This is a genomic window from Zunongwangia sp. HRR-M8 (assembly GCF_027594405.1).
Classification (GTDB): Bacteria; Bacteroidota; Bacteroidia; order Flavobacteriales; family Flavobacteriaceae; genus Zunongwangia.
On the sequence record NZ_CP115161.1, the window covers coordinates 1,532,052 to 1,553,832 of the forward strand.

The window sequence follows — 21,781 nt, forward strand, 5'->3', positions numbered from 1 at the left end:
ACTCAAAATAAATAGATAATAAAAAGCTACACTTTGGTGTAGCTTTTTTATTTTTATTCCATGAAAAATCTTCCAAAGGGTAGCAAGAAATTACTGAATGCATGGGCATTTTACGACTGGGCAAACTCTGTTTATAGTTTGGTAATATCATCTGCGATATTTCCTATTTTTTACGGAGCACTTACCATTATTAAAGATGCTGAAGGAAATAAAATTGACGATACGGTTCGTTTTCTAGGAATAGATTTTAATAACGATTCTTTAATTTCTTATGTAACTGCGGCTGCTTTTTTAGTAGTTTCTGGGCTTAGTCCCTTTCTTTCGGGAATTGCTGATTATGTGGGGAATAAAAAGAATTTTTTAAAATTCTTTTGTTATCTGGGCGCAATTTCCTGTATAGGATTGTTTTGGTTCGATTTGGATTATTTATGGTTTGGACTACTATGTTATTTTCTAGCCCTAATTGGGTTCTGGGCGAGTTTAGTATTTTATAATAGTTACTTACCCGATATCGCTTTTCCCGATCAGCAAGATAAAATAAGTGCGAAGGGATTTTCCTTAGGATATATTGGAAGTGTGATCTTGTTAGTTCTTTGTTTATTGATGATCCTAAAATATGAGATGTTCGGTTTCGAAGATGAAGGTTTGCCTACTCGTCTTTCTTTTGTGCTAACCGGAGTTTGGTGGATAGGCTTTAGTCAGTATACTTATTATTATTTGCCAAAAGGAACAAAAAAAGCAAAATTGACCAAAAATGTATTATTTAATGGATTTAAAGAACTTCGGAAAATATGGAAATCCTTAAAACACAATTTACAACTCAAAAGATATCTTATCGCTTTTTTCGTTTACAGTATGGCGGTGCAAACTATTATGCTTATTGCCACATATTTTGGTATTGAAGAATTAGACTGGGGAGAAAAGGATGCTACTACGGGGCTCATTGTAAGTATATTATTGATTCAGTTAGTAGCAGTTTTAGGAGCGACACTCACCTCTAAATTAGCAGCTAAGATTGGTAATATTAAAACACTAATTTTTATAAATATTATCTGGGTATTAATATGTGTGTATGCCTATTTTGTCACTACTCCCAATCAATTTTATGTAGCAGCAGCCAGTGTTGGATTGGTGATGGGAGGGATTCAGTCGCTTTCTCGATCTACATACTCCAAAATGCTGCCCGAAAATGCTATCGATACCGCCAGTTACTTCAGTTTTTATGATGTATCAGAAAAAATAGGTATCGTGATAGGAATGTTTATGTATGGTTTAATTGCTCAACTTACCGGAAGTATAAGAAACTCAATTTTATTTTTAGTGGTGTTTTTTATCGGCGGAATTGTTTTGCTGTTTAGAGTTCCGAAAATTAGTGAATAGAAATAAGATATTAGATCGTTTCGCTGTTAGAATATAGAAAATAGACGAGAGAAAAAAGAGGTAGGATCAGGATAACATTAAGTTTAATTCTGAATTCTATATGTCTTTGAAACAAATAATACCGATACACGGCACGATGATAAAATAGAAAAAAAATTTTTTAATTCACTGATTTTTTTGGGGGCAAAAGGAATACATTAGATTGCTGATTGCTAAAACCCATCCACAAAAAAGTCCCTTCTGTAATAATAGAAGAGACTTTTCGATTCAAAAACTAAACAATAATTATTTTTTAAGCCGATTAATATTTTGAAATATCTCCAGATCCTGAAGTTTTAAAATTTTCTCTTTTAGGATTGCCTTTGTATTCAATATCTCCAGATCCTGCTACTCTTGCATTAAGCTCGTTTTCTGCCCAAACCATTACATCTCCAGATCCTGAAACCTGCGCATGTACTAATTTTGCTTTTAGTTTGAAGGCATCAAAATCTCCCGAACCTGTCACTCCGCAATCCAATTCATTTGTATTTCCGGTTAATATAACATCGCCACTACCTGTAACATGTCCTTTAATTTCATCGGCATCAATTTCTAATTTGATATCACCGCTTCCAGTCACCGAGATTGAAAATTCTTTGGCTGTAATCTTATCTTCATTCCAAATATCACCGCTACCTGTTACAGAAGCACTTTTAATATCTTCAAAAGGAACTGTAACTTTAATGCTATTATTCTTGGACGGACTTATATCTACTCCCTTTTTTACTGAAATTTTTAGAGAACCACCTTTAACTTCCGTAGTGATATATTCCTGAAGATTACTTTCGGCTTCAATCGTTAAATCACCTTCATTTCCTTTTACTAATACGACATCCATGAAGCCTACAAGACTAATTTTATCGTAATCTGATATTTTACGGTTTTTAGTGACCATTTCACCGTTTCCTTTAATCTTTTCATTGCTGCTCCACCATTGGGCATTGGCAGAGGTTATTCCTAAAATTAAAGTGAATGCTGCTAAAATTGATTTTTTCATGATTTGATTGATTAATGGTTATGCCAACTTGGCTTTATTGATTTTATTTAAATTTTATCTTACTTTTTGAAAACTTACACTTCCGTAGCTTGTTGAAATATTTATCGAATTTCGGCTATTTTGATTGCCATAATATCCGGAAATATCTTTGCTGGTATTGCGATCATGCCGCTTAGTAACCTGTAAATCTTCGGTTCCTTTAACGCCGCCATAAGATGTTTGTACATCGAAAACAAAATCCATTTCGGCATCGTAACCTAGGCGTATTCCTGCATAATCTGTATCGATGTAAACGCTTTCTACTCCGTTTATTAATTTTTCAATAGTTATCGAGCCATAATCCTGATTGATATTTAGAGAACCGAACACACGACCAATTTTAGTACTCAAATAATCCCCGTCTGCATTTAGATGTTTTACTTTATCTATTCGAATACTGCCATAATCACAATTGAATTTTAAGCGTGATACCTTTTCGATATTCGAATCACTATAATCTGCACTTACTATTAATTCCTCGGCTTCTTCAATAGTAAAACCAGAATAATCGGCATCGATTTCCGCAGAAGTTATATATCCAAAATGGCAGTTACGGGTGTAATCGAAATTTAATATATTCCTTCGACCTCTTAACTCGCCAATATCTATTTTACCATAATCACAAGAAATATCGGTGTTGCCAAGAACTTTATCTATGTAAATAGCGCCGTAATCGTTATCGATAACCATGTCATGATTTGCAGGTGCTTTAATAACATAATTAATCTCCATGTTTACATTATTATTGCTGCTAAACAATCCGCTCCACCAAGATCGATCTTCTTTTTGATAATGTGTTTCAGCACTTACGCGATTTCCGGTTTGATGAAATTCTACTGAAATATCGTCTAATTTGTTCTGAACACGTTCCAAATCATTACCACTCGTTTTTATGAATACCTGAATTACAATTCGATTTTCGTTCCAGGTAGAAATATCAACATTTCCGTAGTTATTATTAATGTCTAAGATGCCACTTTGAGAAACCTTAAATTCTTTTTTAATGGTTTTATCTTTAGTATGCTTAGCCACTAAATCGTTACTTGCAAAACTTACTAATGGTAGCAAAAATGCAAGCAAAAACAGTTTATATAATGTTAGTTTCATTTTCTTGTGTCTTTAGTTGTTTTATAGTTTGAATTTGGTCTAGAACCTGATTTAGCAATTCAATTCTTTGCTGAAAATTGTTAATCATTGCATAGATTACTCGTTGATCCTGCCCACTTTCTAAAAGATCTTTTTTTAATTTTTTGTATTCTTTTTCTAAGTTTTCCATTTGCACCAATGCATCATTAATGATCTTATTGGTTTTAGGACTACGTTCTCCTTCCAGTGATTTCAGCTCTCTTTCGATAAGCATGCTATAGAAGTCTTGCGTTTCTTTCATTTTAGGTGAAACAGCTGCTAAACCACTCTCTTTACCAAAAACCGGAGAAGAAAATACATTTCCAAAAGCAAGGAATGCGATAATTAAGGCCGCAGCAATGCTACTTATGGGAATCCAGAGCTTTCTAAGTTTTCCTGTTTTAGGAGCTTTATTTTTGGTGTTTAGCTTTTCTAAAAATCGATCTTCGTGATCTGCGTTAGGTTCAGCAATATCGAAGTCTAATTCTTTTAAATCCTCAAAAAAATCATCATTTTTCATCTTTCATCATTTTTTTTCTTAAACTTTCTTTAGCTCTAGAAATGGTAGTTCTGCAGTTGGCATAAGAAATATTTAAAATATCTCCTATTTCTTCGTAATCATAACCTTCGATTAGATGCAGTGTAAGGCAGATTCTGTAATTTTCTTTTAAATCCTGCATAGCCTCTAAAACCATTTTTACTTTCTTATTTTGAGTATCGGTAGTTGTTATCCCTTCATTTTCTTCGGTTTCGTTTTTTAGATAATCCTTATAACTTACTTCTTCGTATTTCGATTTTTTATTGTGCGCATTAATACTATTATTAACGACAATTCGCTTCAGCCAGGCGCCAAAAGAAGCTTCAGCTTTAAATTGATCGATTTTCTCGAAAGCATTCAAGAAAGACTCTTGCATGATATCCTCCGCCTCAGCGCTATGATGCACAATTCTCAGAGAAGTGTTATACATGGCTTTGTAATAGCGATTATAAATCTCCATTTGTGCACGTTGGTTTCCTACGCGGCATCCATTTACAAGATCTTCAATATGTGTGATGGTTGGTTGCAAAAATTATCCTGTTTCTATTATAAAGATAGAATAGGATTTGATTTGTTACACTTTTAGAAAATGTTTTACAAAAAAATATGATGGCATAGGAATTGAAACAATTATAAAGCAGCAAATTTAACTACCTGAATTACACTATTTGTAGGGGTTAAAGTCTCAAAACGAAACAAAATATACAAACTGCAGTGACAGTTTGACTTTTAAAGATAACTTATGGCTAAAACAAAATTTACGGATATTGACAGTTTGTCATTACAAGGTATAAATGAAGATGCAGAGTTAATACCGTTAATGACGCCTGAAGATGAAGAGGAAATAAATAAAGAAGAATTACCCAAAAATCTCCCAATTTTACCTTTGCGTAATACGGTACTTTTCCCGGGTGTGGTAATACCAATCACAGCGGGAAGAGATGCTTCGATTAAATTGATAAACGAAGCAAATAATGCTGAAAAAACTATCGGTGTTGTTTCTCAAAAAGATGAAGAGGTAGAAAATCCCGGCGTTAAAGACATTAATAATATCGGAGTTGTTGCTCGTATTCTTAGGGTTCTTAAAATGCCCGATGGGAATACAACGGTAATTATTCAGGGAAAAAAACGATTTAATATTACTGAAGTTACTCAGGAAGATCCTTTCTTGAGAGCGAATGTTGAAGAAATTCCTGAAACCAGACCTAATGCTGAAAACGAGGAATTTGGAGCTATTATCGATTCGATTAAAGATTTGGCACTTCAGATTATTAAGAGCAGCCCAAATATTCCAACTGAAGCTTCTTTCGCTATAAAAAATATAGAAAGTAGCTCATTTTTAATCAATTTTGTTTCTTCAAATATGAATCTTTCAGTAGAGGAGAAGCAAAATTTATTGGCAACCAACGATCTTAAGGAACGCGCATTAGCGACCTTAAAATTTATGAACGTTGAGAATCAAAAACTCGCACTTAAAAACGACATTCAGTCTAAAGTGCAGAGTGATATGAGCCAGCAACAGCGCGAATATTTCTTGCATCAACAGATGAAAACCATTCAGGAAGAGCTAGGTGGTGTTTCTCATGAAGATGAAATTGAAGAAATGCGTTTACGCTCGAAGGATAAAAAATGGGATGAAAACGTGCAAAAGCATTTTGATAAAGAACTATCTAAAATGCAACGAATGAATCCTCAGGTAGCCGAATATTCCATACAGCGTAACTATCTGGATTTATTTTTAGACTTACCATGGGAAGAATTTAGTAAAGATAAATTTGATCTTAAACGTGCTAAAAAAGTTTTAGATCGTGATCATTATGGTCTGGACGATGTAAAACGAAGAATTATAGAATATCTGGCAGTTTTAAAATTGCGTAATGATATGAAATCGCCTATTCTTTGTCTTTATGGCCCTCCGGGAGTCGGTAAAACAAGTTTAGGGAAATCTGTGGCAGAAGCTCTTGGGCGTGAGTACGTACGAATTTCTTTAGGTGGTTTAAGAGACGAAGCTGAAATTAGGGGGCATCGTAAAACTTATATTGGTGCAATGCCGGGTAGGATTATCCAAAGTCTTAAAAAGGCAGGAACCAGTAACCCGGTTTTTGTTCTGGATGAAATTGATAAATTAAGTATCGGTAATGCAGGAGATCCTTCTTCAGCATTATTAGAGGTTTTAGATCCAGAGCAGAACAGTGAATTTCATGACAATTTCTTAGAATTAGGTTACGATCTTTCTAAGGTAATGTTTATTGCAACTTGTAATAATCTAAATACAATTCAACCGGCCTTACGCGATCGTATGGAGATTATTAATGTTACTGGTTATACTATTGAAGAAAAGATCGAGATAGCGAAGCGTCATTTACTTCCGAAGCAGTTAAAAGAGCATGGATTAACCAAAGACGATCTTAAAATCGGTAAATCTCAGTTAGAGAAAATAGTGGAAGGTTACACGCGAGAATCTGGAGTTCGTGCTTTAGAGAAGCAGATAGCAAAGGTAGTGCGCTATGGTGCTAAGAGTATCGCGATGGAAGAAGAATATAATGTAAAAGTAACCAATGAAGATATTCTGGAAATTCTTGGTAGCCCGCGTTTAGAACGCGATAAATATGAGAATAACGAGGTTGCCGGAGTAGTTACAGGCTTGGCCTGGACGCAGGTTGGCGGAGATATTCTTTTTATAGAGTCTATTTTATCTAAAGGAAAAGGAAATTTAAATATTACCGGAAATCTTGGTAAAGTAATGAAAGAATCGGCTACCCTAGCGATGGAATACATTAAAGCTAATTCTGACGATTTGGGTATAGATTCTGGGATATTTGAAAAGTACAATGTACACATTCACGTGCCAGAAGGGGCAACGCCTAAAGATGGACCAAGTGCAGGGATTACTATGCTTACTTCTTTAGTTTCTTTATTTACGCAGAAAAAAGTAAAGAACAGTATCGCAATGACAGGAGAAATTACTTTACGAGGAAAAGTTCTTCCCGTTGGCGGAATCAAAGAAAAAATTCTTGCCGCTAAAAGGGCAAAAATTAAAGAACTTATTCTTTGTAAAGAAAATGAACGCGACGTAAAGGAAATTAAAGATGAATATTTAAAAGGTCTTACTTTTCATTACGTTAATGATATGAGTGAGGTAATAGACATTGCTATCACGAACGAAAAAGTAAAAAATGCAAAGGAATTATAAGAGTAATTTATTTTAATTAATAAGGTAGATAAAAAAATCCGGCACAGTTTAATCATGCCGGATTTTTTGTAAATATAGTAATCCTCACTCCTTGCAAGAAAACTTTAAATACGGTCTTTAGTTATCAGAAAATTCGATTTCAGCTTTCAATTCTTTAAATTGTGTAGATTTTATTCCTACAAGTCCATACACAGTTTTTCCAGCCGGTATCTCTTTATTGAACAATTCATATTTATCAAGTTCAGCTTTAAAACTATTATTAGCATTTTTAGCTTTAAAAAAGTTAAGCAACGAAATACCTGGGCCAATTAAAAGGCCTATTGGAATATTATTAGTTGTTTGCATGTTACCGTATTGATCGCTACGAGAAGTAGTAAATTTCGTGGGAGAAAGTAATAGATAAAGAAAATAGAAGCCAGATTTTTGTTTTAACATATCATAAGTTTGATCGGTAGTTGCAAAAACGACCGGAGATCCATCATTATAAGTAAGTCTTAAATCTTCACCAAAAAAATAACTTTTATCACTATTGTTTAAAATTTTTAGAGCAACTAATTTTAATCCCTTATTTTTTTCTTTACTAGCATATTTTTTGGAAAGTAGTCGATACTGAAATTGCATAGCAATGTCTTTATTCTTATTCATAGAACCATACGGTAGACTTTCTGGTTCAATTTCAGAATAACGAGAAGCACAACTTCCTAAAACTAGAATAGATAAAATAGCTAAAATTTTGATGTTGATTGATTTCATTGTTTTATTTAAATTGAATTTTTTGTTAAAAAAATCTAAAAAAATATTTGTACACAAATAAAGTTGTTAACATTTTTAAGATATTTTACTCAATTTCAGTCTAGGGTAGTTTATTTTTTTATTAAATGTTTGTTTTTCAGTGCGATATGAGTAATAATTTATTCTCCTTATAAAAGATTGGAAAAAATATTTTACCGTAGCGTATGAATTCTTTAATCAAATTTCAATTCTCTATTTTTGTAAAAACTTCAACTAAATGAGTAAAAAAATAACTATTGCCATAGATGGTCACTCTTCTACCGGGAAAAGCACTGTAGCAAAGCAATTAGCAAAAAAATTAGGGTATATTTATGTAGATACTGGCGCAATGTATCGCGCAGTAACCTTATATGCGATGCGTAAAATTATGGTAACCGATAATAAAGTTGATGAAGAAGCAATATTAAGACATCTTGCTTTCATTAGCGTGAAGTTTATTTATGACGAAGATCTAGGTTATGGTATAATTCATTTAAATAACGAGAATGTTGAAAAAGAAATTCGTTTAATGGAAGTTTCCAATAACGTGAGTAAAGTAGCTGCAATTCCCGAGGTGCGAAAAATGTTAGTAAAGCAGCAACATGAAATTGGTAAAGATGGTGGTGTGGTAATGGATGGTCGCGATATTGGTACGGTGGTATTCCCGGATGCCGAGTTGAAATTATTTATGACGGCTTCTGCTGAAAAAAGAGCCGAACGTAGATATGCAGAATTAAAAGAAAAAGGAGAAGACGTAAATTACGAGGATGTCCTAAAAAATGTTGAAGAGCGAGATCATCTAGACTCTACTAGGGAAACTTCGCCTTTGGTAAAAGCTGATGATGCGATAATTATTGATAACTCAAATCTTAGCAAAGAAGAACAGTTTGATAAAATACTTTCTCTGGTAAAAGAAAAAACTGAAGCCTAAGTAATGCCAGCAAATAGGGAAGAGGGTTTAAAAACATCAGTTTTATATTTAATGTCTGCGGGAGCCGGTTTAGTGGTCGCAAATAATTATTATAATCAGCCATTATTAAGTTTAATGGCCAAAGATTTTCAGGTCTCAGAATCGGCGGTAAGTAATATTCCGCTTTTTACACAATTAGGTTATGCCTTTGGATTGTTGTTTATCATTCCGTTAGGAGATAAGTTTCCTAGAAAAAAAATGGTAATGATAGATTTTATATTTATCATCGCTAGTCTATTGGCGATGGCCTTAGCACAAAGTCTTCCTATTTTAATAATCTCAGGTTTTTTTGTTGGATTTTCATGCGTTGTTCCGCAAGTATTTGTCCCTATGGCTGCACAACTTGCAAAACCGGAAAAGCGAGGTAGTGCTATTGGTATAGTGATGAGTGGATTACTCATCGGTATATTGGGTAGCCGATTTATAAGTGGGTTTGTAGGAGAATACTTTGGATGGCGTTTAATGTACTTTATTGCCGCCGGGATTATGTTGATTTTCTGCTTATTGCTAAAATTGAAATTACCAGAATTGCAGCCAGATTTTAAAGGAACCTATAAAGAGTTAATGCAATCTCTTTGGGGATATTTTAAATCCGAACCATCAGTAAGATTAGCAGCCGTAAGAGGAGGCTTAGGCTTTGCAGGTTTTAGTGCTTTTTGGACGACGCTTGTATTTTTGATGGAAGATAATTTTAACTACGGAAGTGGTATCGCAGGAGCTTTTGGAGTTTTAGGAATAGCGGGAGCTTTAGCGGCAAGTCTTATTGGGAAGTTAAGTGACCGAATGAATAAAAACCTGCTGATAACCATTGCGACTGCAATTATGATTTTTGCATGGGGTGTATTTGAGTTTTCGGGCCATTCTATATTCGGATTGGTTATAGGCGTTATTTTAGTAGATATGGGATTGCAATCGCTACATATTACAAACCAAAATATTATTTTTTCAAGAAATCCAGATGCTCGTAATAGGATTAACACTATCTACATGGTTGGTTACTTTATTGGTGGTGCGCTGGGTACTATTACTGGAGCCTATGCTTGGGAACTTTTTCAATGGAGAGGTGTGGCTAGTTTAGGCCTGTTTTATGCTATTTTGATCTTAATATTTCATTTTGCTTTTAAAAAATCTATTTCAAAAGAAAATTGATTTACCTACTATTTGAAAATAGTAAAATTAGTTGTAATTTTGCACTCCTTTTTGGCAGGAGTACGGAGAATCAGAAAGGCTTGAAAATCAAAATGTAAACATCTTCTGTGTTTTATTTTGCTTAAAATTTTCCGAAAGACGCAGAATACAAATTTAAATCAGCAAATTATTATGGCTGAAGAAATTAAAGATCAGGACGTTCAGGATGTAGCAGGAATGACTACAGCATCTCAACCAGAGGTGACTGAGCAACAAGCTAATCCAGAAAAATTCCTTAAAGAATTCAACTGGCACAATTACGAAGAAGGAATCGATCCTATCGATGATTCTAAGTTGGAAGAATTCGAAAAATTAGTTGAAGAAAACTTCGTAGACACTCTTGATGATGAGGTTGTAAAAGGAAAAGTAATTAATATTACAGATCGTGATGCAATTATCGACATTAATGCTAAAAGTGAAGGTGTAATTTCTCTTAACGAGTTTCGTTACAACCCAGACCTTAAAGTTGGTGATGAGGTAGAAGTTTTAATCGACGTTAGAGAAGATGCTACAGGACAATTAGTACTTTCTCACCGTAAAGCTCGTGTGATTATGGCTTGGGATCGTGTGAATAAAGCACATGATGAAAGTCTAATCGTTAACGGTTTTGTTAAGTGTCGTACTAAAGGTGGTATGATCGTAGATGTATTTGGTATTGAAGCTTTCTTACCAGGTTCTCAAATCGATGTGAAGCCAATTAGAGATTACGATGCTTATGTAGGTAAAACAATGGAATTTAAAGTTGTGAAAATCAACCACGAATTCAAAAACGTTGTGGTATCTCATAAAGCACTTATCGAAGCTGATATCGAAGAGCAGAAGAAAGAGATTATCGGTCAATTAGAAAAAGGTCAGGTATTAGAAGGTACTGTTAAGAATATTACTTCTTACGGTGTATTTGTTGATCTTGGAGGAGTTGACGGACTTGTTCACATTACAGATCTTAGCTGGTCTAGAATCAACCATCCAAACGAGATCGTTGAGCTAGATCAAAAACTTAACGTTGTAATCTTAGACTTTGATGAGGCTAAGACTAGAATCCAGTTAGGTCTTAAGCAATTACACAAGCACCCATGGGAAGCTCTAGATGAGAATCTTAAAGTTGGTGATAAAGTTAAAGGTAAAGTTGTTGTAATCGCAGATTACGGTGCATTTATCGAAGTTGCTGAAGGTGTAGAAGGATTGATCCACGTTTCTGAAATGTCTTGGAGTACGCATTTGCGTTCAGCTCAGGATTTCGTAAATGTTGGTGACGAGGTTGAAGCACAAATTCTTACTTTAGATCGTGATGATCGCAAAATGTCTCTTGGAATTAAACAATTAACTCCAGACCCATGGACTGATATCACTTCTAAATATCCTGTTGGATCTAAGCATACAGGTGTAGTTCGTAACTTTACTAACTTTGGTGTATTCGTAGAGTTAGAAGAAGGAATAGACGGACTTATCTATATCTCTGATCTTTCTTGGACTAAGAAGATTAAGCATCCATCAGAATTCTGTAATGTTGGAGACAAATTAGATGTTGTTGTATTAGAATTAGATGTTGAAGGACGTAAACTAAGTTTAGGTCACAAACAAATCGAGAGCAACCCTTGGGATAAATACGAAACTGAATTTGCTGTAGGTACTACACATACTGCTGCAATTTCTGAAATCGTAGACAAAGGAGCTACTATTGAATTTAATGAAGATATCACTGCATTTGTTCCACAAAGACACCTAGAAAAAGAAGACGGAAGTAAACTTAAGAAAGGTGAAACTGCAGAATTCCAAATCATTGAATTCAACAAAGAGTTTAAACGTGTTGTAGCATCTCATGCTGCGATTCACAGAGAAGAAGAGCAAAAGATTGTTAAGCAAGCGGCTAAGAAAGCTGCTGCTCAAAACAACGACAAAACCACTATTGGTGATGTAAACGCAGATCTTCAAGCTCTTAAAGATAAAATGGAAGGAAAGTAATTTCCTGATTTTATAAAAATTAAAACCTCCTTTTTAAAGGAGGTTTTTTTATTTTATAACGATAGATTTTTTTCTTTACTCTTGATTGGTAGTGTTAAATTAAACTTTTAGATCCAATGACATTGCTCCATCGGCTTGAGAAGGAGTAAATTATTACACAATTGAAATAGACTAGATAGTTATGGCTAAAAGCTTTTGGATTTGACTTTTTAATTGAATTTCTGAGGGATTTAAATTTTAAAGTTCAATTACTCTTCCGCTTGCAAAAAGATTAAAATGTAATAAAACTTAAGCTTTATGATTTTTTAAAACTTTTTTTAGACTGTCGATGGTAACGGGTTTAACAATATAGTTATTAACGTGATCGTAAGACTTTGCTTTATTGATATCGCTTGGATCTACCGAAGAACTAACGATATAGATCGTGATAGCTTTTTCACTCTTTATTTGTATAAAATTTTCAAGAAATTCCCATCCATCCATTACAGGCATATTTAAATCTAAAAGAATAACGTCTGGTAGTTCTTTATCAGACGATATAAGAGCCCTAAGATGGTTTAAGGCCTCCTCACCATTTCCAAAAACCAAAAAACCATTGCAAAAATCGGCCAGTTCCATTATTTTTTTCGCACTAAATACAAATATGGGATCGTCATCGATGATGCAGGCAAGATCAATTTTTTTCATGCTGTAAGTAGTTTATTCTTTAATTCATTTTTTTTATCCAATCTATAAGTAAAGAAGGCAGAATCTAGAATAATTAATTTGGGTATTTAATTAATTATTGGAAATTCAATCTAATTTAATGAATTATTATTTATTTATTTCTAATCGATCAGACAAAGTACACTCGTTCATGAAAATAGAGCATACTGTTTAGCAACAATGCTACTCTATATTTGGTAGAATTTTTATATTCTCAATTTGTAAATTTTAATGAATATTTTATTTAAAACTGATATTTCTCAAAAAACTTGTTTATAAATATATAATGCTGCTTCTACCATGCCTCTTTAAAGCCATTTTCGAGCGCCTCATTATAAGTTTCAGTATTAAATGTATAAAGGTTAGGTGCTTTATGAGCTCCACCTTTTCTGGTTTCTTTTAATTTATTTAAAATACCATATTTGGTCATTTTACGATAAAAATTCCCTCTGTTTAGCGGCTTTTCTAAAATGATTTCGTACAATCTTTGTAGCTCTGGCATTGTAAACTTCTCTGGTAAAAGGTTAAGACCAACAGGACGATAGTTTAAACCTTTTCTAAGCTCCAAAAGTGCTGCATCGAAAATTTCTTGGTGATCCATCAATAATTCAGGAAGTTCGCTAATGTTCTTCCATTCACAAGCTTCAGACAGGTAATCTACTCGAGGTTCTACCTTGGCAAAATTGGTTAGCGCATAATAGCCCACGGAAAGAAATCTTTGCTTATGCCATAGTTTGTCATCATATTCAGAAAAGAATTCTTTACTACGGTTTAACTTACCAAATGTTTTAAATTGGTTGAGATAAATTTCACTAACGCCGGTTCTTGATTCCAATATTCTATAGGCACCGTCTTCTAGATCTTCATTTTTATATAAATAACCACCCGGGAGTAGCCAACCGTCTTTTTCTTTAATCTTTAATAGTAGCACTTTTAGCGAAGCGGTATCGAATCCAAAAACTACGCAATCGATGGAAATACTTGGTAAACTTTTTTCAATATTTGTTTCTGAATCCTTGTTTAGGATATCTAATAATTCCGATCTCATCTCCTTTTGTTTATTTTTTCAAAACTACATTAAGATTTTAAGTATTCAAACTATTATTAAGACTTCACTGCATTATTATAAATAGATTGTATTTTATTTTATATAGAACTCCAGTTAAATCATAAATATTTCATGATGGCTAATCTAGAAGTCTTTAATTGTTGAATTTGAATAAAGTAATTTTTGGTTACTGAAATATAATGAAATATTTCGGTAGAAAAGAATATTGGATTTTAGCCAATTTTTATTTTAAAACTAGGCTGTTTTTAAAGTAAAAAAGGAATGCTACGAGCATTCCTTTTTTATGAATAGTTATTTTATTTAAAAATCAATTTCAGAGCAAAGTTCACTATCGACATTAAATTGATAGTTTGCAGAGCTAATAAATTCATCGTAGGTATAAATTTGGCCATCAAATTCAATTTGAAATTGGTAGGTGTTTCCCGCTTCCATCTCATAAGACTCTAAAGTCAGGTCTTTGATAATACCATTAATCCATTGAGTGTCTCCCAATTTTCTATATTTGATTGGATAGCTTGCTATATTCAGATCCACATTTTCACATGGAATATTGATAGTAATTGTAAGTAATTCGCTATCAGGTGTAGGCATTTCGATAACAGGAGATTCCCCGCATGATATATTATCCACAGTAATTACATCGCCAGATGTGTAAAGCTTTAAAGAAATGTTGTCTCCTATACCGTTATAAGGAATTTGATTTACACCAGGAACAAGATTTTGCTCAATAATTTTATAAATTCTAGTTTCGGTATCACCAGTTATTTCTAATTCTATTTTTGCCTGAATATTTGATTCGGTTGGATTATTAATTTCAAAAATATCAGAACAAACAGGTAACTCTGCAACGATTGAATAATCTGTTAAGTGATTAGTTTCAAAGTTGGCATATAATTGATTTCCTACTGATGATATGGTAACTTCTTTTTCATAAACCCACATACCGTTTTCCAGTTCATAACTATATAGGGCCAATTGATCACCAGCTTTGATTTTCGTTGCTGTTTTAGGGTTGTACAAGTTTTGATCTATTTCCATTTTTACTTCAATAGATTCAGTAAAATCTTTTACTTCTTCAGTTCCAACATACATATTTATAGAAGTATAGCTCATCGGTAAAAAAGATGTTCTCTCAGTGTTACCATTTTTAGAAACAGATTGATCTGCAAAACCGCCAGGAAAAACTTTAGCTAAATTTGTTGTATTAGCATCTACGTCGATAACTTCCATGTTAATAGAATTGCCAGATAATACTTCGCCACTCTTATTTAAAAACTTTGTTCCTGCCTTAACTTCAACAGATCCATTGGTTTGTTTAGTAGTTTGATTTCCAAAATTCAAAGTTTTACTTTCCTTAAGTTCGCTTTCAGAAAGATCAGCATCCTCAGATACAGAGCTTACTCCATTGGATTCTTTAGTCTTATTAATTAAAGAAACCGGAATTTGAACAGTCTTATTGTTTTCAGTAAAACTTACTTTTACTTTTGAAGATTGATAACCTGGAGCCGATGCTATAAAATCAAAACTTTTAACTTCATTAGCCGATTGAGGTCTATCCATAGGATTAAGTATAAGAGTTATACTTCCTTCAGAAACCTTAAAGTTTCGCTCCCCGGCAGAATTAAGAATTGCTGTGCCATAATCGGTCACAGGAGTTAATTTAATATTTTCAGGATAGCTACCGTCCTCCAAATCTTGGATTTCTACTTGCGCAGTATATTCTAAAAAATTTACATCGAGTCCAAGTTTAAAATTGTCAGCAACTTCATTGGGGGTATTCTCACAAGCTGTATGAATAATTATTACAGCCATCATCATCATTAATAATAATACTCTTTTCATGTGTAAGGGATTTAATTAAATTCTAATTGATAATCTTAAATTGAGGAATGGATACCATCTATAATCTTTAATATCTTCTTGAAGAGATTCAGCTTGGTTTGCAGTGGGAGCAAGCATACCCGTTGCAGTAATACCAACCTGAGGCTCGGGTAAATAAAAGCTGCCTGCTTCGAAAGCGATTCCGAATTTATTTTTCGGGACGGCTCTACCCATTCCTATACCAAGATATGGTGCAATCCCGTTGTAGTCTATGGAAAGTCTCAAATCACCAATATCTTCAGGTCCTATTATAATTTCACCATACTCGAATGAGCCATCGTATGTTGCTAATGCCTTAGTCTCACCATCATTAAAATATGCAGCACCTCCAACAATTTTGAAGCTACTTTGTTTAAAAGGGAGATACTCTAAACTTAAATCAAACTCTAGGAATCTAGAATCTGCAGTAACGTTAAGGTTAGCATCATCTATTTCAATTTCTTGTACAAAATCTTTAATGCTTAAAGTATTACCTCTCAATCTGAGATTAAAATGTGGTGAGATATTCTTTGCTATTTCAATTCCTCCACCTAGAGTGGAGCCATTTACGGCAATAGCATATTTCTTACTATAGTTTGAAGTTTCATTTTCTTGGCTTATTACTACACAAGAAATCAAAAGAAAACATAAAATTAAAAGGAAATTGAGGTGTAAACGGGGTAAAAAGTTTTTCATCATCATTTATCTACTTAATTACTATTAGGGGTCGTAATTTAAACTTATGTTAAACTTACGAAGCAAAGATAGTTTATTATCTAAGAAAATAGCTTTTTATCGATAATATTCTCTTTTTGTGGCAATAAAAATTCTTTTATTGTTATTTAAATATGATTTTTGTAAGAAAAGTATTGTTAAATAAAAAAAGTCTCCTAATAATTATAGAAGACTTTTAGTGAATTTATTAATTTGCCTATAGTGCAAATTCACAAATTTCATCGCTATTAATAGTAATATAATTTACACCAGAGGATACGGTGAATTCTGTTTCGACTAGCCCTCCGAAATATGTCCTAAAGTCATAAGTTTTGCCTGGAGTCATAAAATAGGATTGAAATTTCCCGTTGCTCATATATCCATATCTCCACCAATATGATCCTTTTTCTTTATAATAAAAGTAATATGAAGGTTTGAATTCAAAATTAGAATCTGGACAACTGAAAGTTACATTTGCAGAAATTACTTCAGGGAAAGCGGAAGCAGGTAATGTTATCGTTGTATTTTCGTCGCAAGGAAAGAACGGTGCAGTTTCAGCAATTAGTTCTCCTTTGTTATACCATGATGATCCAGAATATATTTTAAACTTACAATTGGCTAGAGGGCAGCGATAGAAATTTATTTCTGCATTATTATATAGTCGCATATTTTTACTTGCATAATAACTAACTGGCTGGTCGTTGTATGCATAGACTAATTCTGTATAAAAATAATCATAAGTATCTGTTCCGGGAGCCTTTATTACAATTGATTTCGATTTATAACATCTTCTGCCGTAAAAATCTAGATTATACCATGTTAAGTGATCGGTTTCAAAACTAACTTTAAGTTTTTCACTATCCATTACAACGATTCCTTCTTTTTCGAAAACCCATTGGCCAGACTCTACTTCATAACTCCAAACAGGAATTTTGTCACCTACTTTTATTTTTGAATCCGTTTCTAAGTTGTATCCTTCAGGATTTATTTCCATTGTCACTTCTATAGGTTTGCTGAATTTTCTAACGTTAGTACCAGCTATATTCATATCGATGGATGCGAAACCAGCAGTAACAAAGAAAATATTTTCTTCTTCTCCGGTTTCACCAATTACACTTTCAGGCGTGAAACCTCCAGGAAATGAATTTAAAGAAGCATCGCCATTCGCATCAAAATGTGTTAAACTAACATTGAGTGTTCCTCCTGAGATTCGATTACCATCTAAATCATAAAATTCTGTTCCAGAATCGATTTTAAGATCTGCTCCTGTAATCTTATTCCCCGCAGAAGCTACTGAAACGCTTGTGGTATTATTAAGATTTCCACCACTTAAAGGAATATTCTTCGTATTATTAGCAACACCCTCTGGCGGGGATGCAGTATTAACCATATTGATTGTTAAGTTTTGATTTTTTTGATCTTCTGTAAAATTTACAGTGAAATTGACAGGAAGAAATCCAGATGCAGTGGCGTAAATATTATACGTTTTAATATCATCAGGGCTATTGGGTTTACTTGTAGGATTCAAAATAAAGGATGCTATACCGTTGTCCACCGTAAATCCTTCTTTACCTTCAGAATCCAATAAACCATTGTTTTCGTTATTTAACACTTTCAATTCTATATTTTCAGGAGCTGTAATGGGATTACCTGCATCTACAAATTGAACAACCAAGGTATATTCAAGAAAATCCGAATTAACGCCGAGTTTAAAATTATCAACAACTTCATCAGGCATTTTTTCGCAAGAAGATGGAATAAAAATTAAGGCAATTAAGATTATTATTAATGTATATTTTTTCATGACTTTTTTTAAATTTTAACAGCGAGTCTTAAGTTTAGGAATGGATACCATCTATAATCTTTAATATCTTCTTGAAGGGAATCAGCCTGGTTTGCAGTAGGAGCGAGCATTCCTGTAGCATTAATACCAACCTGAGGCTCGGGTAAATAAAAGCTGCCTGCTTCGAAAGCGATTCCGAATTTATTTTTCGGGACGGCTCTACCCATTCCTATACCAAGATATGGTGCAATCCCGTTGTAGTCTAAGGAAAGTCTCAAATCACCAATATCTTCAGGTCCTATTAGAATTTCACCATACTCGAATGAGCCATCGTATGTTGCTAATGCCTTAGTCTCACCATCACTAAAATATGCAGCACCTCCAACAATTTTGAAGCTACTTTGTTTAAAAGGGAGATACTCTAAACTTAAGTCGAACTCTAGAAATCTTGAATCTGCAGTAACATTAAGGTTAGCATCATCTATTTCAATTTCTTGTACAAAATCTTTAATGCTTAAAGTATTACCTCTCAATCTGAGATTAAAATGTGGTGAGATATTCTTTGCTATTTCAAGTCCACCACCTAGAGTGGAGCCATTTACGGCAATAGCATATTTATTAGCATATCTGGAAGATTCATTTTCTTGCGCAAACATGGCTATAGAAAGCAATAGAAAACATTGGATTAAGAAAGTTTTTAGGGAGAATTGGGGCAAAAGGTTTTTCATCATCATCTTACTACTTAAATACTGTTTTGGGGAATAGTTTTAAATTGTGAAAAAATTAACAATTGCTAAACTAGCAATTTATCGGGTTTAGTGGGTTTTTAATCGATGATATTCTCTATTTGTAGTAAAAAAAATGCGAAAAATGTTATTTTTGAAGTTTCTTTGTAAGAAAAATACTATTAAATAATTTATACAAGGGCCTTAATAAAATATAATTCTTTGAATTAAAGATATTTCCATTCAACTCAAAAGAAATGAGTCTTTACTCTTATTCTAATTAATTAAGATTGTATAATCAGGTGTTTATTTTTAAATCCGTATTTCAAATAAACTTTTAATGTAACTCAGTTTGGAGTTGATCTCCAAACCATAAATAACTCTTAATTTTTTGGTGAAACTTGAAGTGTCAATCTTTAATGAGAATTATGGTGGATTTGCCATCATTTTGTCTCATCTACCTTTCTATGCTCTTTAATATCAGATTTTAAAGAAACGCCACTGATCTTTTTAGCAAAGGATTCCTCAATTAAAAATTTGAGTAAGTCTACCGCCGCCGTGGTTTTCATGCCATCGTTATGGATATTAGAAATACAATTTCTTTTCTCGTCGGTAGTGCCGCTTTTTGGATTGTAAGTAGTGTAAATTCCTAAGCTTTCCGGGCTTGATAACCCTGGTCGCTCACCAATAAATGTAGCGGTAAATTTTCCATTCAATTTTTCTGCAATTTCATCTCCAATGGCTACCCGACCATTTTCAATAATACTTATTGCTAAAGAATAGGTTGCTTTTAAATCGGGTAATAATTGCGCTATAATAGGAATACTATGTTTAATAGCCTCGGGAGATAAGCCATCCACAAGGTTTAAAATAATATCATATTCTTTGGCGTTTTCAACTGTAGTATTTGCCAATAATTTTCCCAAATCAGGACGTTTTAAATATTCTTCACGATTTTTTGCCTGAGTCTTAAACTTGAAAATTGGTAGATCGAATTTCTCAACCTCTACTTCAAGTTTTTGAATGTCAAATTCAGAATAAATAGCATCTCTTGCTTTAGCGTGGTCTAATTGAAATTGTAGTACATGTTGCAAAGATTGACTTCCCCCTGTGTTTCCTAAAGCTATACGAGCTCTTGAAAGTTCTCGAAGTTGCGTATAGGGATCTTTTTGTATGTTATTTTTATATAATTTTGATTTATCCATTGCTGATCAATTTATGAGATTCTGGTAAAGGCTGACGATTTCCTTTTTCATCAATAATCCCCATTTTTAAGAGCCATTCTTCAAATTCGGGTGCGGGGCGCTTATTTAAAACTTTTCGTAAATACATGGCATCATGGAAAGAAGTGCTTTGGTAGTTCAGCATAATATCATCTGCTCCCGGAACACCCATAATGTAATTACATCCGGCAACTCCTAAAAGCGTTAATAAAGAATCCATGTCGTCTTGATCGGCTTCAGCATGATTCGTATAACAAACATCACATCCCATGGGTAATCCCATTAATTTTCCACAGAAATGGTCTTCTAACGCGGCGCGAGTAATTTGCTTGCCATCATACAAATACTCAGGTCCTATAAAACCAACTACGGTATTTACTAAAAATGGATTGTACTTTCTAGCTACGGCATAGCACCTTACTTCACAGGTTTGCTGGTCGATATCATGATGTGCGTTAGCCGAAAGTTCCGATCCTTGTCCGGTTTCAAAATACATCATTTGGTTTCCAATGGTTCCCCGATCTAAACTTAGTCCGGCTTCGTAAGCTTCCTGAAGTATTGCCAAGTTAATTCCAAAAGATTCGTTTGCTTTTTGAGTGCCTCCAATAGATTGAAAAATTAGATCTACAGGTGCTTTTTGAATAATCTCCATTGTCGTACTAATATGACTAAGAATGCAAGTTTGAGTAGGGATCTCGTATTGCTGCCTAAAATTATCTAATAATTTCAATAATTCTGAAACAGCGGTTGGGCTATCGGTTGCAGGATTAATTCCTATCACGGCATCGCCGCAGCCATATAGTAGTCCGTCTATCGTGCTAGCGGCAATTGCTTTAGGATCATCTACCGGATTGTTGGGCTGTAATCTAACTGAAAATCGATCTTTTAGCCCAATCGTATTTCTGAACTTTGTAACGACTTCACATTTTTGTGCAACTTTTATGAGATCTTGATTCCGCATTAATTTTGAAACTGCTGCAACCATTTCTGGAGTAAGGCCGGGAGAATTTTTTTTTAGTATTTCCGGAGTAGCTTCATAACTCAACAGCCAATCTCTAAATTCTCCCACACTAAATTGCGATATTGGGTAAAAAGCCTCGGCATTATGGCTATCTATAATTAAGCGAGTAACTTCATCTTCAGCATAAGGAATAATTGGATTTTCTAAAAAGTCTTTTAGTGGAACTTCGCTTAAAGCATACTGCGCTGCCACGCGTTCTTTATTGTCCTTGGCAGCAAGACCGGCAAGAACATCACCAGAACGATATGGACTAGCTTTGGCTAGCAATTCTTTAAGATCTCTAAAATTATAAGTAATATTTTTTGCACTGAATTTGTAACTCATAAAATCCACTTTTATAGAAAGTTACCAAATTGTCGTGGTATTGAATGTTTAAAGAATACTAATTTAATATTCGATAGTTTATAATTGATAATTATAAATTATATCCAAATAATTATGATTATTTGTTTTTATTATGAATGAATAATTGATAAAAA

At 33.6% G+C, this 21,781-nt stretch carries 18 protein-coding genes; 5 read left to right on the forward strand and 13 right to left on the reverse strand.

The features are described from left to right. Window positions 1-60: 60 nt before the first annotated feature. Window positions 61-1,380 carry an MFS transporter gene (locus tag PBT89_RS06470; protein ID WP_270063924.1) on the forward strand — a complete coding sequence of 440 codons (1,320 nt, stop codon included), beginning with the start codon at window positions 61-63 and terminating at the stop codon, window positions 1,378-1,380. A gap of 301 nt (window positions 1,381-1,681) precedes the next feature. Here PBT89_RS06470 and PBT89_RS06475 read toward each other — a convergent pair whose 3' ends face one another. Genes PBT89_RS06475 through PBT89_RS06490 form a run of 4 tightly spaced genes read right to left on the reverse strand, consistent with a single transcriptional unit; the run spans window position 1,682 to window position 4,647 of the window. After that, window positions 1,682-2,416: a head GIN domain-containing protein gene (locus PBT89_RS06475; RefSeq protein WP_270063925.1), complete on the reverse strand. Its 735-nt coding sequence runs from the start codon at window positions 2,414-2,416 to the stop codon at window positions 1,682-1,684. Between the two features lie 54 nt (window positions 2,417-2,470). Then, the gene (locus tag PBT89_RS06480) at window positions 2,471-3,562 is read right to left on the reverse strand and encodes a hypothetical protein (protein ID WP_270063926.1); all 1,092 of its coding nucleotides are present in this window, start codon (window positions 3,560-3,562) and stop codon (window positions 2,471-2,473) included. Then, the gene (locus PBT89_RS06485; RefSeq protein WP_270058533.1) at window positions 3,543-4,100 is read right to left on the reverse strand and encodes a DUF4179 domain-containing protein; all 558 of its coding nucleotides are present in this window, start codon (window positions 4,098-4,100) and stop codon (window positions 3,543-3,545) included. Before PBT89_RS06485 ends, PBT89_RS06480 begins: the two co-directional genes overlap by 20 nt. Next, window positions 4,090-4,647: an RNA polymerase sigma factor gene (locus tag PBT89_RS06490; protein WP_270063927.1), complete on the reverse strand. Its 558-nt coding sequence runs from the start codon at window positions 4,645-4,647 to the stop codon at window positions 4,090-4,092. Before PBT89_RS06490 ends, PBT89_RS06485 begins: the two co-directional genes overlap by 11 nt. A gap of 213 nt (window positions 4,648-4,860) precedes the next feature. Between PBT89_RS06490 and lon the strand changes: the two genes are divergently transcribed. Further along, window positions 4,861-7,311: an endopeptidase La gene (gene lon / locus PBT89_RS06495; protein ID WP_270063928.1), complete on the forward strand. Its 2,451-nt coding sequence runs from the start codon at window positions 4,861-4,863 to the stop codon at window positions 7,309-7,311. A gap of 117 nt (window positions 7,312-7,428) precedes the next feature. Here lon and PBT89_RS06500 read toward each other — a convergent pair whose 3' ends face one another. Further along, window positions 7,429-8,064 (reverse strand): hypothetical protein, encoded by a 636-nt coding sequence (locus PBT89_RS06500; RefSeq protein WP_270063929.1) that lies wholly within the window; start codon window positions 8,062-8,064, stop codon window positions 7,429-7,431. A 256-nt stretch (window positions 8,065-8,320) separates the two neighbouring features. Here PBT89_RS06500 and cmk point away from each other — a divergent pair, with 256 nt between their 5' ends. The 3 genes from cmk to rpsA all read left to right on the forward strand — a co-directional run bounded on the left by cmk (window position 8,321) and on the right by rpsA (window position 12,202). Further along, window positions 8,321-9,013 (forward strand): (d)CMP kinase, encoded by a 693-nt coding sequence (gene cmk / locus PBT89_RS06505; RefSeq protein WP_270063930.1) that lies wholly within the window; start codon window positions 8,321-8,323, stop codon window positions 9,011-9,013. Between the two features lie 3 nt (window positions 9,014-9,016). After that, entirely contained in the window at window positions 9,017-10,201 is a 1,185-nt protein-coding gene (locus tag PBT89_RS06510; RefSeq protein ID WP_270063931.1) for an MFS transporter, read from the forward strand. Window positions 10,202-10,372: 171 nt separating this feature from the next. Then, window positions 10,373-12,202, forward strand: a complete 1,830-nt coding sequence (gene rpsA, locus PBT89_RS06515) for a 30S ribosomal protein S1 (protein WP_270063932.1) — start codon at window positions 10,373-10,375, stop codon at window positions 12,200-12,202. Window positions 12,203-12,490: 288 nt separating this feature from the next. On the opposite strand, the gene PBT89_RS06520 is transcribed toward rpsA, so the two are convergent. From PBT89_RS06520 to PBT89_RS06555, 8 genes are all read right to left on the reverse strand, one after another. Beyond that, entirely contained in the window at window positions 12,491-12,889 is a 399-nt protein-coding gene (locus PBT89_RS06520; RefSeq protein ID WP_270063933.1) for a response regulator, read from the reverse strand. 313 nt (window positions 12,890-13,202) lie between these two features. Next, on the reverse strand, window positions 13,203-13,955 hold the full coding sequence (locus tag PBT89_RS06525; RefSeq protein WP_270063934.1) for an NUDIX hydrolase: 753 nt from the start codon (window positions 13,953-13,955) through the stop codon (window positions 13,203-13,205). Between the two features lie 321 nt (window positions 13,956-14,276). Further along, window positions 14,277-15,818 carry a hypothetical protein gene (locus PBT89_RS06530; RefSeq protein ID WP_270063935.1) on the reverse strand — a complete coding sequence of 514 codons (1,542 nt, stop codon included), beginning with the start codon at window positions 15,816-15,818 and terminating at the stop codon, window positions 14,277-14,279. Between the two features lie 15 nt (window positions 15,819-15,833). Then, window positions 15,834-16,475, reverse strand: coding sequence for a hypothetical protein (locus tag PBT89_RS06535; protein WP_270063936.1), 642 nt, complete (start codon window positions 16,473-16,475; stop codon window positions 15,834-15,836). 292 nt (window positions 16,476-16,767) lie between these two features. After that, a complete protein-coding gene (locus tag PBT89_RS06540; RefSeq protein ID WP_270063937.1) occupies window positions 16,768-18,354 on the reverse strand; it encodes a hypothetical protein in 1,587 nt (528 codons plus the stop codon). An 8-nt stretch (window positions 18,355-18,362) separates the two neighbouring features. Next, the gene (locus PBT89_RS06545) at window positions 18,363-19,064 is read right to left on the reverse strand and encodes a hypothetical protein (RefSeq protein ID WP_270063938.1); all 702 of its coding nucleotides are present in this window, start codon (window positions 19,062-19,064) and stop codon (window positions 18,363-18,365) included. A gap of 437 nt (window positions 19,065-19,501) precedes the next feature. Continuing rightward, window positions 19,502-20,263 carry an ethanolamine ammonia-lyase subunit EutC gene (gene eutC / locus PBT89_RS06550; RefSeq protein WP_270063939.1) on the reverse strand — a complete coding sequence of 254 codons (762 nt, stop codon included), beginning with the start codon at window positions 20,261-20,263 and terminating at the stop codon, window positions 19,502-19,504. Beyond that, window positions 20,256-21,626, reverse strand: a complete 1,371-nt coding sequence (locus PBT89_RS06555; protein WP_270063940.1) for an ethanolamine ammonia-lyase subunit EutB — start codon at window positions 21,624-21,626, stop codon at window positions 20,256-20,258. Before PBT89_RS06555 ends, eutC begins: the two co-directional genes overlap by 8 nt. Between the last annotated feature and the right edge of the window lie 155 nt (window positions 21,627-21,781).